Origin of the sequence: Coprococcus sp. AM97-35 (assembly GCF_027697525.1) — a bacterium.
GTDB classification, from domain to species: Bacteria; Bacillota; Clostridia; order Lachnospirales; family Lachnospiraceae; genus Allocoprococcus; species Allocoprococcus comes.
This window is the reverse complement of the sequence record NZ_JAQESL010000006.1, coordinates 26,959-41,831: the sequence shown is the minus strand read 5'-3', so window position 1 is coordinate 41,831 and position 14,873 is coordinate 26,959. Positions and strand designations below refer to the sequence as shown.

The window sequence follows — 14,873 nt, the reverse complement described above, 5'->3', positions numbered from 1 at the left end:
CGGTACTAAGCGCGACCTTCGCTTGCGCTCGGTCTTGCTAAGTGCCGGCGTTTTCGATGACCTGCTTAGCGAATATCTTTCGCTTCCGGGCTACATTTTTCAATGGGTGTCGGCTGTTTGTCCTATCGTGCGGTGCACGATGGGACAAATGCGCCAAAGGGCGCGAAAAACGCTTTGCGTTTTTTTGCGCCAGATATGTTAGGTCGAAAAATATTTGTTAAATTTGCAAAGCTCAAATTCTAAAAGTAAACTCTAGCCTAATTTTGTTCCTGTTTCTATGTGGTATCCGCGTAGGAAGGCATCGGCTTCCATGCGTTTTTTGCCTGGGATCTGGAGGGACTTGATGGCTAGTCTGCCTTCACCGGTCTGGACTTTGAAGCCGTGTTTTGTGACTTCTGTGATCGTTCCGGGCTCATGAGTATCTATGGTTTCTACAACATCCTCTACTTCTGCTTCCCAGATTTTCATCGTTTTGCCTTCCCACTGGGTGTAGGCACTTGGCCATGGATTTAAGCCGCGGATCAGGCGTTCGATTTCTACTGCTGTTTTCGTCCAGTCGATCTCACCGGATTTTTTGTTGAGCATTTTTGCGTATTCGGTGGTGCTTTCGCCCTGTTTTTGTGGAGTAATGGTTCCTTTTTCCAGTTCTGCAAGGGTATGGACGCAGAGTGCGGCTCCTTTTGCGGAAAGTTTATCGAAAAGGCTTCCTCCTGTTTCTTTTTTATCTAATGTGATTTCTACTTTTTCCAGCATATCACCCGTGTCAAGTCCTTCATCCATCTGCATCGTTGTGACACCGGATACTTTTTCTCCATTGATGACCGCCCATTGGATCGGTGCAGCACCGCGGTATTTCGGCAGAAGGGATGCATGGACATTGATACATCCGTACGGCGTCATTTCCAGGATCTCTTTTGGAAGGATCTGTCCAAATGCCACGACTACGCAGACATCTGCCTGATATTTTTTCAGTTCTTCGATACATTCAGGTTCCCGGATCTTCTTTGGCTGATAGACTGGGATATTATGTGCAAGTGCACATTCTTTTACCGGAGTGAACTGCATTTCTTTGCCTCTGCCCTTTGGCTTGTCCGGCTGTGTGACAGCGAGCACTACTTCATGTCCTGCTTCTACCAGTGCTTCCAGTGTTCCGACTGAGAAATCAGGAGTTCCCATAAATATTATCTTCATCTTATCTTAACCTCCCGCTTCCAGCCTAGGCTTCTTCGTATTCTGTGCTGTGAAGTTCGCCTTCTACTTTTTCTACATAAAGATGACCGTCCAGATGCTCCAGTTCGTGACAGATTGCTCTTGCCATCAATCCTTCGCCTTCGATCTCGTATTCTTTCATATCTTCATCAAGTGCTACTGCTTTTACATAATTCGGACGGGTAACAATACCGGATTTACCTGGTACACTAAGACATCCTTCTTCCCCGGTCTGTTCTCCGCTGCTCTCTACGATGCGTGGGTTGATCATGACAACCGGACCTTCTCCGATATCGATGACAACGATTCTTTTGAGAATTCCAACCTGTGGTGCAGCAAGACCTACCCCCATTGCCTCGTACATGGTCTCTAACATATCGTCGATCAGTTCTGTTGTTCTTGGTGTCATCTTTGTTACTTCCTTACACACCTTTGTCAGTACTTCATCGCCTATTTCTCTGATTTTTCTAATTGCCATTTGTTCTTCCTCCTGCCTTTTCTTTTAAAATCCACTCATCGGATCAAAATCAAACTGAATCCGCATCTTTGCAAATCCCCGGTTCAATTCAATATATTGTTCCATTTTATCTTTCATTTCAATCAGGATCTCATAGGATTCCTGCTTCAGATACAAAACTTTCCGGTACACATCCTTGACCTTTCCGACTGCCGGAGCTGCCGGACCGATCACCTGTACCTTGCGGTTCTTCGTGATCCGCATTGCATATAATTTGAGATAGTGCATTCCTTTTTCCAGAAGTGCTTCATCCTCACAGGCTACCAGTACCGCCATCAGATGCTCTGCCGGCGGATACCCCATCAGTTCCCTGTAATTCATCTCTTCTGTATAAAATGCCTGATAATCCTGACGTGCTGCCGTCTGGATACTATAATGCTCCGGGCTGTAGGTCTGAATCACGACCTCTCCTTTTTTTGCCCCTCTTCCGGCCCTTCCCGCAGCCTGTGTCAGAAGCTCGAATGTCCTCTCTGCTGACCGGAAATCATCCGAGTATAAGGACATATCCGCAGCAAGCACGCCAACCAGGGTCACATTTGGAAAATCATGTCCTTTTACGATCATCTGCGTTCCGACAAGAATATCTGCCTCTTCATTTGCAAATGCAGATAGAATCTTTTCATGTCCTTCTTTGGATCTTGTAGTATCCAGATCCATCCGAAGTACCCTTGCCTGCGAAAATTCCTTTTTTACCAGTTCTTCAATCTGCTGTGTTCCTGCGCGGAAACCTCCAATATGAGGGGAGCCGCAGGACGGGCATTTTTTTGCAACCGTTTCTTCGTAGCCACAGTAGTGGCACACCATTTTCCCATTATTGTGCGCTGCCAGTGAAACATCACAATGAGGACATTTTACTACATATCCGCAGGACCTGCAAGAAAGGAATCCGGCATACCCTCTTCGATTCAGAAACAAAATGATCTGTTCCTTCTTTTTCAGACGGTCTTCCATCAGCTCATGGAGCCTGTCACTTAAAATAGAACGGTTCCCTTTTTGCAGTTCTTCACGCATATCCACCGTGTAGACCTCCGGGAGTTCTGCTTTTGCAGTCCGCCTCTTTAATTCCAGCAACGTATACTCTCCCAGCTCGCACCGGTAAAATGCTTCCATGGAAGGGGTTGCCGATCCCAGTACCACACTTGCCCCTTCCAGGCTTGCGCGTTCGATTGCCGTCTCCCGCGCATGATACCGGGGAACCTGTTCACTTTTATAAGCTGCCTCATGTTCCTCATCGATCACGATCAGCCCAAGACTCGGAAACGGGGTAAAAAGTGCAGATCTTGGACCGATCATCACATCAATCTCTCCTTTTTTCGCCCGCATCATCTGGTCATACCGCTCTCCCGCTGAAAGTCTGGAATTCATGATGGAAACGCGTTCCCCAAATGTCCTGTAAAAGCGCATCACCGTCTGGTAAGTCAATGCGATCTCCGGGATCAGCACGATTGCCTGGCGCTTTTCCTTTACCACCTGCCGGATCATTTCCATATAGACCTCTGTCTTGCCGCTTCCGGTCACACCGTATAAAAGATAGGTCTTTCGGATTCCTTTTTTATAATCGTTTTCAAACGTCCGGATTGCTCTTTCCTGCTCCTCCGTGTAAGTAATAAAATGCCGCTGCTGCTCTTTTTCTTTAACCGGATTCCGGTAAATCTTATGATTTTTAATTTTCAGAACCCCCTGCTCTTCAAGCGCTCTCACCACCGTCAGCGTGATATTCAGCTTCTGACTGATCAGGGAATATTCTACCTCTTCATCATCCAAAAGTGCTGCCATCAGTCTTGCCCGCGCTTTCTGGTTCTTGTGAAGATATTCTTCCAGCTTCTTTTCGCCTGCTTCTCTGGAAATACATCTTTTTAAAATCCGCTGTTCCTTCTGCTGCTCGGTACGCTTGATCGGAAGCACCGTCTTCAATGCCTGGATCATCGTACCGCCATAATTTTCTTTCATCCACGCAGCAAGTGCGACCAGCCTTGCCTCAATCATCACACTCGATGTATCCGTGCGCAGAATATTTTTTATTTTTTCCGCATCATAATCACATGTTTCCGAAAAACCGACAATGTACCCTTTCGTTTCCCGGTTGCCACGTCCAAACGGCACAATGACGCCTGCACCGGTCCGTAAATCTCCTTCCAGTTCTTCCGGTACACGGTACTGAAATACTTTATCCAGTTTTTCATGTGTAATATCTATAATAATGTCTGCGTACATTCTGTCTGTTCCTTTTTCTGTCTCTTTTGTGCAGCCAGCCTGACGGCTTTTCGCACCAGTTCCCGGTCATCCATCGGATACCTGACTCCCTGGATCTCCTGGTAATTTTCATGTCCCTTTCCCGCAATCAGAAGGATATCCCCTTGTCTTGCCATTTCTACCGCAAAGAATACTGCCTCTTCCCGATCCTGGATCATCCGATAGGCTCCGGAAGTTTCTTTGATGCCTTCTTCAACGTCTGCCATAATCTTTGCCGGCTCTTCCCATCTCGGATTATCTGAAGTGATGATCGTCAGATTCGCAAGCTCTCCTGCTACTCTTCCCATCCCGCTTCTTCTGCTTCCGGCACGGTTGCCTCCACATCCAAACACCAGTAAAATACGTTCTGGTTCGTAAATTCTCAGCATTTTAAGCACTTTTGCAAGACTCATGGCATTATGCGCGTAATCAATGTAACACAGGATATTTTCTCCTGCATCTACCCGTTCCATCCTGCCTCTTACCACCAGATGCTTTAACACGTCTCCTGCTTCTTCTCTTTCAAATCCAAGACAGCTCACCGTCTGTAAAGCAGCCAGTGCATTGTACACATTAAATTTTCCAGGAAGGGCAAGCTCATATTTTCTATCATCTGCATAAAATACCGTTTTAAGTTCTCCACCTTCCATCAGAAAACTGATTTTTTCTGCCGTCAGTACATGACTGTTTCTAAATCCTCTTTCCTGCCCTTCTTCTTCCCGACAGGTAAATCCGTATTTCGTGCAACATTTTCTCTGGAACATATAGCTGCACTGTGCATCATCCAGATTCCCTATTCCAATCCTGCACTGTTCAAAAAGACATGATTTGTAATATCGGTATTCCCCAAGACTTGCATGCTCGCCTGGTCCGATGTGATCCTCCCCGAAATTAGTGAATACCGCGATTTCAAACCAAATTCCATCGATCCGATGCTGCTTTATTCCCTGTGAAGATACCTCCATCACCGCATAGTGGCAACCTGCTTCTACCATTTTAGCAAAATACGACTGAATGGTAAAGGCATCCGGGGTCGTATTTTGCGAAGTTACCACTTCATTTCCAAGATGGTGTTCGATCGTACCGATCAGTCCGCATTTTTGGCCAAGACTTTCCAGCATCTCCCGGATCATCACTGCCACCGTACTTTTCCCCTTTGTGCCGGTCACGCCAATCACTTTCAACTTATCAGCAGGACTTCCAAACCAGATCCTGCTGATCCCGGCAAGAGCTTCCCGTGTATCTTTTACCAGAACGACGGCAACATTTTCCGGAAACTTCAGCATCCTTCCCCCAGATACCAGTTTTTCTATCAGAATGCAGGATGCCCCAAGGTTGCAGGCTTCTTCTATATAATCATGTCCATCTGCCCGGTTTCCCTGAATGCAGACAAACAGACTGTCTTCTTCTGCCTTTTGGGAATTACAGGTAATCCCCCGGATTTCCATCTCTTCTTCTAATTCCGGCATTTGGATCACCGCATGCTGAATCCTTTTAAACAGAACCGAAAGCTTCATAAGGCTCCTCTTTTTGGACTCTTTGTTTTCAGAATATGCTGTTTCCCCTCAAACGTCACACCGGATATGAAAATATATAAAATGGGTGGATTTCCTGCTTTCGTTTTCACGCATCCTGTGCGTTTGCAGGAACACCCACCCATCTCTCAGTTTCTATTGATGCTTTTTATCATACTCGGCAAGATATTCTTTAACATACTGTGTATCTGATTTGCAGTCCAGATACTCACAGCCATATTTCTGTCTTGTCTCATTTCCTTTTCCGGTAATCAGGAAAATAGTCTTTCCCTCTGCTTCATCCATCGCTGCTTTGATTGCTTCTCCCCGATCCTCGATCATGGCATACGGACAGTTTTGTGCTTCCACATACTGTGCGATTTCTTTGGAAATCTGCTCTACCGGCTCATATCCCGGATCTTCCGCTGTCAGATAAACCTTTTTCGCATACTGACCCGCTACCGTTCCAAGGTCTCTTCTCCGGATAAATGCTTTCTTTCCGGGGCATCCGAAGATCGATACGATATTATAATCCGGATATTCATCTTTTATTGAAGAGAACAGCTTTTCAAAACTAAGCTTGTTGTGTGCATAATCCACAACAGCGATCAGATTCTTATCTGCACTTCCATAAAGCTCCATACGTCCGCTGGATCTTGCCCTCAAAAGACCGCTGTGCATATACTCCTTCGGGATTTCAAGAAGAATGGATGCCGCAATGACAGCCAGTGCATTTTCCACATTGAAAAGTCCCGGCATCGTCAGACGGAATTCTTCATCAAACAGCTCTGTCTTTACCATAAATACCGTTTCATGTCCGTCTTTCTGGATCTCATAACCATAAACATCTGCTTCCGGATTCTTTGTACTGAACGTCAGCACCTTCTCACAGACCTTTGACTCTTTCAGAATACGGTCTGCAAAATCTGCATCCATGTTCACAACTCCGTAACGTGATTTTCCGAAAATTTTCAGTTTAGACGAAAAATAGTCTTCAAAATCCGGATGCTCGATCGGACTGATATGGTCCTCTGAAATATTCAGAAAAATTCCCACATCAAACTGCATGTTATCGACACGATTGTATTTTAACGCCTGTGAAGATACTTCCATCTCGGCAAATGTAATACCACTTTCTACGGCATGGCGCAGATGCTCCTGCAATTCTACCGACTCCGGCGTAGTAATATGGGATTCTTTCTTGATCACTCCGTCATAAATATCGATTGAAGAAAGGACTGCACTTTCCTTTCCACCGGTTGCTTCCATATAATCATCCACGATTGCTTTCATATAGTAAGCAGAAGTGGATTTTCCTTTTGTTCCGCCGATTCCGGTGATCGTCAGTTTCTTCCACGGTGCATTATTGAACTTCTCTGCAAGTGGAGGCATCGCCTTACGGATATCGTCTACCAGAAAATATGGAACATCTTCTTTTGTTTCATATTTTACTTCGCTGACATAAGCAATCGCACCTTTTTCGATCGCTGCATCCAGATACTCAGCCTTAAATGCCGCACCTTTGCAAATAAACAATGTCCCTTCCGTCACCTCTCTGGAATCATAGGTCAGATATCCTACGTTTTTTTCTTCTTCCCCATTTGAATAAAATTCTTTCATCATACGCAGGTTCTGTAACAGATTTGCGTACTCCTGTAATGTGTATTTTTCCATCTGGTATTTATCTCCCTTATATTCTTTCCGGTATTATTCCCGGTACTCTGCGCCGGATCTGATGATGGATTCTCTTACCAGAACATCCATTGCATCCATACAGTCTGCCGGTACCTGATAATATTCTTTGAATACCGAAATTTCTGTGCATGCAAGAATTACTGCATCACAGCCTTTTGCCTTCAGATCATTATAAGCACGGTCAAATTTGTTCTTGTCTCCCGGCTTTCCTTTTTTGATATCATCATAGATCAGCGACATCACATCTTTCTGGCAGGCTTCTCCCGGAACTACCGGTGTGATTCCAAATTTTTCGCAGGCTCGGTGGTAAGTCTTTGCCTGCATCGTTCCATCTGTTCCCATGATCCCGATCTTCTTCACTTTTGGATGAGCCTCTACTACATATCTGACACTCTCCTCTACCATATTGATGATCGGAACACTTGTAGATTTCTGGATATCTTCCAGGAAATAGTGCGAGGTATTGCACGGAATCGCAATATTTTCCACTCCCAGCATCTCCAGATCTCTTGCGTCCTGTGTGATTGCTTTCAGAAACGGAATCTTATTTCCTGTAAGGATTGCCTGTGTCCTGTCCGGCATTGTCGCATGACTTAAAATGATCATGTTGATATGCTCCTGATCACTCTCCGCCTTTGTCCTCGCGATCACTCTTGCATAATAAAAACTTGTCGCCTCCGGTCCCATTCCGCCGATAACACCTAATTTTTTCAGCATATCATTCTCCCTGTTTCAGCTTCTCTTAGCTGTAATATTTCTTAAAGTTACCAAACTGTCTGAGATGATTCTTCACCATAGCAAGATAACGTCTTGGTTTAAAATCACCTCTCTTAAATACCGGATTGACCATCTTCTTTTCCTTAAGAAGGCGTCTCATCTTCTCACGGTTTGCTTCTTCTTTGATATATTTGAAAGCAACTGCCTTCGGTACTGTCATCCAGAGATGTTCTTCTTTTGCAAATTCAAGCGGCAGTTCTTTTCCGTAAACATATTCTTCTACTACATATTTTGCAACATTGAATCCAGATCCTGTCACATAATAATTACTTCGTCCCTGGCGGGTGTTGATCTCGAAGAAACGGTATTTGCCATCACGCCTGTCATACTTGATATCAAAGTTGGAGAATCCTACATAGTGCAAATCTTCCAGCAGATTCTTCACCTTCATCATCAGCTCTTCGTTTGGCTCTGTGATGATAACTGCATGATTTCCAAGTCCGTGTGGTGTGTGTTCTTCCAGGAGTACATGTCCCAGACACATCATTTTAACTTTTCCATTCCGGTCAGAATAAGAAGTCAGAACACGCATATATTCATCATTTCCCGGAATCATATCTTGGATGATCAGTTTATCTGTATAACCTGCCCCATAGATATCCCGAATTACTTTTTCCAGTTCTTTTCTGTCCTTGATCGTGTAGATCTTATTCTGGGTTGCAAACGGATGCTCCCAGTAAGAAATACTGTCAGACGGCTTTAAAATTACCGGGTACGGGAAATTCATCTCAAAATCCAGTCCCATGGACTGATCGTAAATAATCGTTCCCGGATAATCTACCCCATGCTTTTCGCACAACTTGTAGAAAGTCTCTTTCTGCTGCAGACTGTTCATCAGATCAAAATCGATATATGGTGCGATAATATTTTTCTCAAGCTCTGCCTTATGCTTACTGATCAGCGCCACATAACTGTCACCACATCCGATGAGCATAATCTTTTTGTCTTTATGCTTTTTTGCAAATCCATTGACTGTCTGAAGAAAATAATCGTCCGTATCAATCTTCGGATTCGGATGATATTCGATGATCTTACTTCCGTAACTCGGTCCTGTTGCAAACTTTCCAAATATATATGTCTTCACCTGATACTGCTCATAAAATGCGCGGGCAACACTGTAAGTATTGATATCTCCACCAAGCAGTACCGGAATAAATTCTCTGTCTTTAAATTCCATTGTTTAAAGAAGCTCCTTTCTATCCCCTTATATTTCTACATATCATCTCATTATACTCCAGTGGCTCTTTAGGTGTCAAGGCGCGGAAACAGCTCTGAAAGCTCTGAAAGTTTCCCGGAAAATTTTCAGAACTGTTTCTTTTCATATTTCTTCTCTTTTTCTCTCTGCTCCAGAACACTGCCCCGTATCACCGCATCCGCCCCATACTTTCCGCGGATCTCTCCCATTGCCGCACTGAGCTTTTTCAGCTTTTCCATGCTCTTCTTCGGCTTCTCAGATTTCACCTCGAATTGCAGGTCAAACAGGCTTAACTGCTCCGGTTCATCTTCATCCACAAGCTTCGCTGTGCGAACACCAAGCAATCTGATCGGCTCACCGTTCCACAACTCATCGAACAGACTGCAGGCCGCCTCGTAGATCACCTGATCTGCACCGGATGCTCTGCCAAGCTGCTTCTGGTGAGATACATTCTGAAAATCACTGTAGCGGATTTCCACACTAACCATATTGGCTTTCTGCCCTGCTTTCCTTAGTCTCTTTCCCACACTTTCTGCCAGAGAAAATAGAACCTTTTTTGCATCCTCTGCCTTTTCCACATCTTTTGGAAGTGTGGTGGAATTACCGACACCCTTTGCTGCGGTCTCCTCGGATTGCACCTTTGCATCACCGATTCCATTCGCAAATTCCCACAGCGTTCTCCCATGACTTTTCAAATGGAATTCCAGAAGCTTCGGATCTGTCTGCGCAAGCTCACCAATTGTCCGGATTTCCAGCTTTTCCAGAATCGCCACACTGGACTTCCCTGCCATAAAAAGCTCACTCACCGGAAGCGGCCACATTTTTTCCTTGACCTCTTCCGGGAAAAGAGTGTGGACACGGTTTGGCTTTTCAAAGTCTGATGCCATTTTTGCCAGAAGCTTGTTTGTCGAAATCCCCACATTCACGGTAAACCCAAACTTTTCATAAACCCGGGCTTTGATTTCATACGCAGCCTCCACCGGCGAAGAAAAACGCTGTGCGATTCCGGTAAAATCCATATAGCACTCGTCCACACTGACCTGCTCGATTTCCGGTGTATAGGTTTTCAGGAAATCCATCAGTCTCCGGCTATACTCCCTGTACATCCTGTGATTTGGCGGATCCATGTGAAGATTCGGACACTTGCGGAACGCATTTACCACCGGCTCTCCCGTCCGGATGCCGAATTTCTTTGCCGAAGGAGATTTCGCCAATACGATCCCGTGACGTGATTCTCTGTCACCGCCGATGATCGCGGGGATCGTGCGGATATCCACATCGGCACCATTTTTCAGTTGTTCTACTGCCGTCCAACTAAGGTAGGCTGAATTGACATCTATATGGAAAATGATGTGTGACATTCCTGCTGTCTCCTCTCTGTAAATAATCGAGCAGGCTGACTCCTGCTCGATTTGTATACTTTGTACACCATCTCGCTTAACAGCCAGGTGATGTACATTCGACAAATGCAGATCCTTTTGCAAGCACAAATCTGCACTTGGCTCATCGTATACACAAAAAATACGGAATATGATATTCATTTTATCATATCCCGCATCCATTTTCATTATTTTATCTTTTATTTATCAAGCTTACCGCCGATTTCACTCCATCCACAGTTAAATACATATTGTGCAAATTCTTCCAGCTGCTTCTCATTATATAAACTTAAATCCATCGTTTTCAGCTTGGATTCTACTATTTTTTTGTTGTATCTCAGATCGGATACATATGAACAGTCCACTCTCTTTATCATATCATCAAATATATCTCTTTCCATATGTTCCCTCTTTTCTACATAATGTTAATTATGTTGTAGTTTTCGATATAGGTATTTTGACTCGAAAATATGAAAATAAAAAGGAAAAAATAAATGTTTTACATAATTAAAGTGAAAGGACTGTTTTGCATTTTTGTAACGTTTTTTAATGTTGACAGTCTTTGTAATACAGACTAGAATATAGTTGGACTGAGTTTGGACGATTTATATTACAACATAATTAACATTATGTCGTCATTCTACAAGCATCTCTAACATTTCCATGCTCTTTTTCCATTCCATAATTCCATCCGAAGCATAAATCCTTGTCACCTCGATACTGCTGTGTCCCAGAATATCCGCAAGCTGCAACAGATTCCCAGTAACCCTGTAAAAAATTCTTGCAAACATATGTCTGAAATTGTGCGGAAATACTTTTTCGGTTTCCACCCCCGCACTTACTGCAAGCTGTTTTAATTCTCTCCATATATTCGACCGGTCTTTTTCATGACCCGATCTCGTTATAAACACATTTCCCTTTTGAATCCTGTTTTTTCTTATATAATACAACAGTCTTTTTCTCAACTGATCCGTTAAAATAACCGGTCTGTATTTTCCTTTATTCCACACCTTCACGATCCCGCTTTGAACACTATCAACTGAAAAATATCTTAGCTCACTGATCCGGATTCCTGTCCCTGCAAGCGTCTCCATAATCATTACAAGCTGTTCCTTTCCCTGCTCTTTTGCTTTCCGCACCAGTTTGATATAATCGGATTTCTGCAGTTCTCTTTCCATCATCTTTGAATTACAGCCCTGTACACGGACTCTGCGGAGCTTCCATTTTCCAAGCCCAACGGCAAGTAAATACTGATTCAGTGCCACAAGCATCGAATTTACACTGCTTACTGCATAATGCTGCATCAGCCACTCCCGGTAAGCAAGCAGAAGTTCCTTATCTATTTCTTCCGCTTCTGCTGCATAGGAATAAAAAGTCGTTACATCTGTCATATATTTCTTCTTTGTTGCCTCCGATGCTTCCCGCTCGATCAAATACTTCATAAAGATTTCTTTTTCAAATTTCATTCCGCTCATAATGTGTCCTCCTAGTTTTTTCTCTTTACTCACATTATTTCACAGATCTGAAATTTTATTAACCGAAAAAGCAGTAGGACAAAACCTTTTTTCATTGTCCTACTGCTCATATCCATCTATTTTCCTTATCTTATACTTCTCTTAAGTGCTGCTTGATCCTTGCAGTAAGTTTTCCATCCACATTATCGATCAGGATCGTATCTCCGCTGCCAACATTTCCTTCCAGGATCAGTTTAGCTGCCTCGGTTTCAACATTCTTCTGAAGATATCTCTTCAATGGTCTTGCACCATAGGTCGGATCATATCCGCCTTCCACTACAAGCTGTTTGGCTGCTTCAGTAAGCTCGATCCTCAGTTCTTTATCTGCAAGCCGTTTATTGATATCATTGACAAGCAGGCTGATGATAGAGTAGACATTATCTTTCGTCAGCGGACGGAACATAATCGTCTCATCCAGACGGTTCAGAAATTCCGGTCTGAAATGTGCTCTCAGATCATTCATGACCATCTCCTCTGCCTCTGGTTTGATATCGCCATTTTCATCGATACCATCCAGCAGATAAGAAGATCCGATGTTCGATGTCATGATCAAGATCGTATTCTTGAAATCAACGGTACGTCCCTGTGAGTCCGTGATACGTCCGTCATCCAGTACCTGCAGAAGTACGTTAAATACATCCGGATGTGCTTTTTCTACTTCATCGAAAAGCACTACGGAATACGGTTTTCTGCGAACGGCTTCCGTAAGCTGACCGCCCTCATCATATCCGACATATCCCGGAGGCGCTCCGATCAGACGGGACACAGAATATTTCTCCATGTACTCACTCATATCGATACGCACCATATTGTTCTCATCATCAAACAGATTCTCGGCAAGTGCTTTTGCAAGCTCTGTTTTACCTACACCTGTAGGTCCAAGAAAGAGGAAGGAACCAATCGGCTTAGTCGGATCTTTGATTCCTGCTTTGGAACGGATGATTGCATCGGTTACTTTCGTAACGCCTTCGTCCTGTCCGATGACACGTTTGTGAAGTTCATCTGCAAGGTGCAGTGTCTTGCTTCTCTCGCTTTCGTTTAATTTTGCAACCGGAATGCCAGTCCAGCGGGAAATGATCTTGGCAATCTCATCATCGGTAACACTTTCATGAACCAGTGACAGATCTTCATCTTTTACCTTTGCTTCCTCTTCTTCCAGCTGTTTCTGCAACTGTGGAAGACGTCCGTACTGAAGCTCTGCTGCCTTGTTCAGATCATAGCTCCTCTGAGCTGCTTCGATTTCACGGTTCAGCTGTTCAATCTGCTCACGAATCTTCTGTACATGTTCAACAGAATGTTTTTCGTTATCCCACTGTGCTTTCTGCTTTGCGAATTTTTCCCGTTCTTCGGCAAGTTCTTCCTGCAGTTTCTGCAGTCTTTCCTTGCTCAGTCGGTCATCCTCTTTCTTCAAAGCGGCTTCTTCAATCTCCAGCTGCATGATCTTACGGTTCAGTTCATCCAGCTCTGTCGGCATAGAATCCAGCTCTGTCTTAATGGATGCACATGCTTCATCAACCAGGTCGATTGCCTTATCCGGAAGGAAACGGTCTGAAATATAACGGTTACTCAGAGTAACCGCCGCAACCAGTGCGCTGTCTGTGATCTTGACACCATGGAATACTTCATAACGCTCTTTCAATCCACGAAGGATAGAAATGGCATCCTCAACTGAAGGCTCATCCACCATAACCGGCTGGAAACGACGTTCCAGAGCGGCATCCTTTTCGATATACTGGCGATACTCATCCAGAGTTGTCGCACCAATACAATGCAGCTCACCACGGGCAAGCATTGGTTTTAACATATTTCCGGCGTCCATTGCACCGTCTGACTTTCCGGCACCTACAATGGTATGCAGCTCATCGATAAACAGGATGATGTTTCCATCACTGTTCTTGACTTCTTCCAGAACTGCTTTCAGACGCTCTTCAAATTCACCACGATACTTGGCACCTGCAACCAGTGCTCCCATATCCAGTGCAAATACTTTTTTATCTTTCAAAGCTTCCGGTACATCACCACGCACGATACGCTGTGCCAGACCTTCTACTGCTGCTGTCTTACCTACACCAGGTTCACCGATCAGAACCGGGTTGTTCTTTGTCTTACGTGACAGGATACGGATCACATTCCGGATCTCTGCATCACGTCCGATGACCGGATCCAGCTTCTGCTCCCTGGCTTTTTCTACCAGATCTTCCCCGTATTTGTTCAAGGTATCATAAGTAGCTTCCGGATTATCACTGGTTACTCGCTGATTACCTCTTACCGAAGAAAGTACCTGAAGGAAGCTTTCCCTTGTGATTCCAAGTTCCTTCATCATACCTTTGATCTCACGGTTCGCATATTTCAGAAGTGCGAGGAACAGATGCTCAACCGATACATATTCATCACCCATCTGCTTTGCCTCATCCTCGCCATGGATCAGCACATTATTCAGATTCTGACCAATATACATCTGACCGCCCTGTACCTTCGGACGCTTCCGTAAAAGCTCTTCCACACGGTTCATCATTGTCTCTTTTGTAATGCCCATCTTCTCAATCAGCTTGAGAATCAGGCTGTCATCTATTGTAAGCAAAGAATACAGAAGATGTTCCTGTTCAATTTCCTGGTTGCCATAATCTGCCGCAATCTTTTCAAGGTTCTGTACTGCCGCCATAGAACTTTGTGTAAATTTATTGATATTCATAACATGAGTCCCTCCTTTGCCTTGCTATCTTTGTTCTACTCGAACTATAGCACTTGTTGTTAGCACTGTCAAGAGTCGAGTGCTAAATCTATACAAATTTTTACTTCCCTGTTAAATCATCGGACTCATTTTCTGAGTCCCATCTATAT

The 14,873-nt window shown here is 44.2% G+C and carries 11 protein-coding genes; all 11 read right to left on the bottom strand.

The features are described from left to right. Positions 1-252 precede the first annotated feature (252 nt). Positions 253-1,191 (bottom strand): methionyl-tRNA formyltransferase, encoded by a 939-nt coding sequence (fmt, locus tag PG840_RS06960; RefSeq protein WP_055158259.1) that lies wholly within the window; start codon positions 1,189-1,191, stop codon positions 253-255. Positions 1,192-1,216: 25 nt separating this feature from the next. Continuing rightward, positions 1,217-1,687 (bottom strand): peptide deformylase, encoded by a 471-nt coding sequence (gene def, locus PG840_RS06955; protein ID WP_008370813.1) that lies wholly within the window; start codon positions 1,685-1,687, stop codon positions 1,217-1,219. A 24-nt stretch (positions 1,688-1,711) separates the two neighbouring features. After that, positions 1,712-3,940 (bottom strand): replication restart helicase PriA, encoded by a 2,229-nt coding sequence (gene priA / locus PG840_RS06950; protein WP_270613456.1) that lies wholly within the window; start codon positions 3,938-3,940, stop codon positions 1,712-1,714. Next, a complete protein-coding gene (locus PG840_RS06945; RefSeq protein WP_117835586.1) occupies positions 3,919-5,475 on the bottom strand; it encodes a UDP-N-acetylmuramoyl-L-alanyl-D-glutamate--2,6-diaminopimelate ligase in 1,557 nt (518 codons plus the stop codon). Before PG840_RS06945 ends, priA begins: the two co-directional genes overlap by 22 nt. A gap of 153 nt (positions 5,476-5,628) precedes the next feature. After that, positions 5,629-7,146: a Mur ligase family protein gene (locus PG840_RS06940; RefSeq protein ID WP_008370817.1), complete on the bottom strand. Its 1,518-nt coding sequence runs from the start codon at positions 7,144-7,146 to the stop codon at positions 5,629-5,631. Positions 7,147-7,179: 33 nt separating this feature from the next. Then, on the bottom strand, positions 7,180-7,884 hold the full coding sequence (locus PG840_RS06935; RefSeq protein ID WP_195502851.1) for an aspartate/glutamate racemase family protein: 705 nt from the start codon (positions 7,882-7,884) through the stop codon (positions 7,180-7,182). Between the two features lie 25 nt (positions 7,885-7,909). Further along, positions 7,910-9,121 (bottom strand): carboxylate--amine ligase, encoded by a 1,212-nt coding sequence (locus PG840_RS06930; protein ID WP_055297612.1) that lies wholly within the window; start codon positions 9,119-9,121, stop codon positions 7,910-7,912. A gap of 125 nt (positions 9,122-9,246) precedes the next feature. After that, on the bottom strand, positions 9,247-10,500 hold the full coding sequence (locus tag PG840_RS06925) for a Y-family DNA polymerase (RefSeq protein WP_055158263.1): 1,254 nt from the start codon (positions 10,498-10,500) through the stop codon (positions 9,247-9,249). Positions 10,501-10,718: 218 nt separating this feature from the next. Further along, positions 10,719-10,919: a hypothetical protein gene (locus tag PG840_RS06920; protein ID WP_173826095.1), complete on the bottom strand. Its 201-nt coding sequence runs from the start codon at positions 10,917-10,919 to the stop codon at positions 10,719-10,721. 234 nt (positions 10,920-11,153) lie between these two features. Then, a complete protein-coding gene (locus tag PG840_RS06915; protein ID WP_118217602.1) occupies positions 11,154-11,993 on the bottom strand; it encodes a tyrosine-type recombinase/integrase in 840 nt (279 codons plus the stop codon). A gap of 130 nt (positions 11,994-12,123) precedes the next feature. After that, on the bottom strand, positions 12,124-14,724 hold the full coding sequence (clpB, locus tag PG840_RS06910; protein ID WP_008370859.1) for an ATP-dependent chaperone ClpB: 2,601 nt from the start codon (positions 14,722-14,724) through the stop codon (positions 12,124-12,126). Between the last annotated feature and the right edge of the window lie 149 nt (positions 14,725-14,873).

Coding starts and splice junctions, on each gene's coding strand:
- PG840_RS06930 (WP_055297612.1), bottom strand. CDS start 9,121: ATGGAATTTAAAGACAGAGAATTTATTCCGGTACTGCTTGGTGGAGAT.
- PG840_RS06915 (WP_118217602.1), bottom strand. CDS start 11,993: ATGAGCGGAATGAAATTTGAAAAAGAAATCTTTATGAAGTATTTGATC.
- fmt (WP_055158259.1), bottom strand. CDS start 1,191: ATGAAGATAATATTTATGGGAACTCCTGATTTCTCAGTCGGAACACTG.
- PG840_RS06935 (WP_195502851.1), bottom strand. CDS start 7,884: ATGCTGAAAAAATTAGGTGTTATCGGCGGAATGGGACCGGAGGCGACA.
- clpB (WP_008370859.1), bottom strand. CDS start 14,724: ATGAATATCAATAAATTTACACAAAGTTCTATGGCGGCAGTACAGAAC.
- PG840_RS06920 (WP_173826095.1), bottom strand. CDS start 10,919: ATGGAAAGAGATATATTTGATGATATGATAAAGAGAGTGGACTGTTCA.
- PG840_RS06945 (WP_117835586.1), bottom strand. CDS start 5,475: ATGAAGCTTTCGGTTCTGTTTAAAAGGATTCAGCATGCGGTGATCCAA.
- PG840_RS06925 (WP_055158263.1), bottom strand. CDS start 10,500: ATGTCACACATCATTTTCCATATAGATGTCAATTCAGCCTACCTTAGT.
- PG840_RS06940 (WP_008370817.1), bottom strand. CDS start 7,146: ATGGAAAAATACACATTACAGGAGTACGCAAATCTGTTACAGAACCTG.
- def (WP_008370813.1), bottom strand. CDS start 1,687: ATGGCAATTAGAAAAATCAGAGAAATAGGCGATGAAGTACTGACAAAG.
- priA (WP_270613456.1), bottom strand. CDS start 3,940: ATGTACGCAGACATTATTATAGATATTACACATGAAAAACTGGATAAA.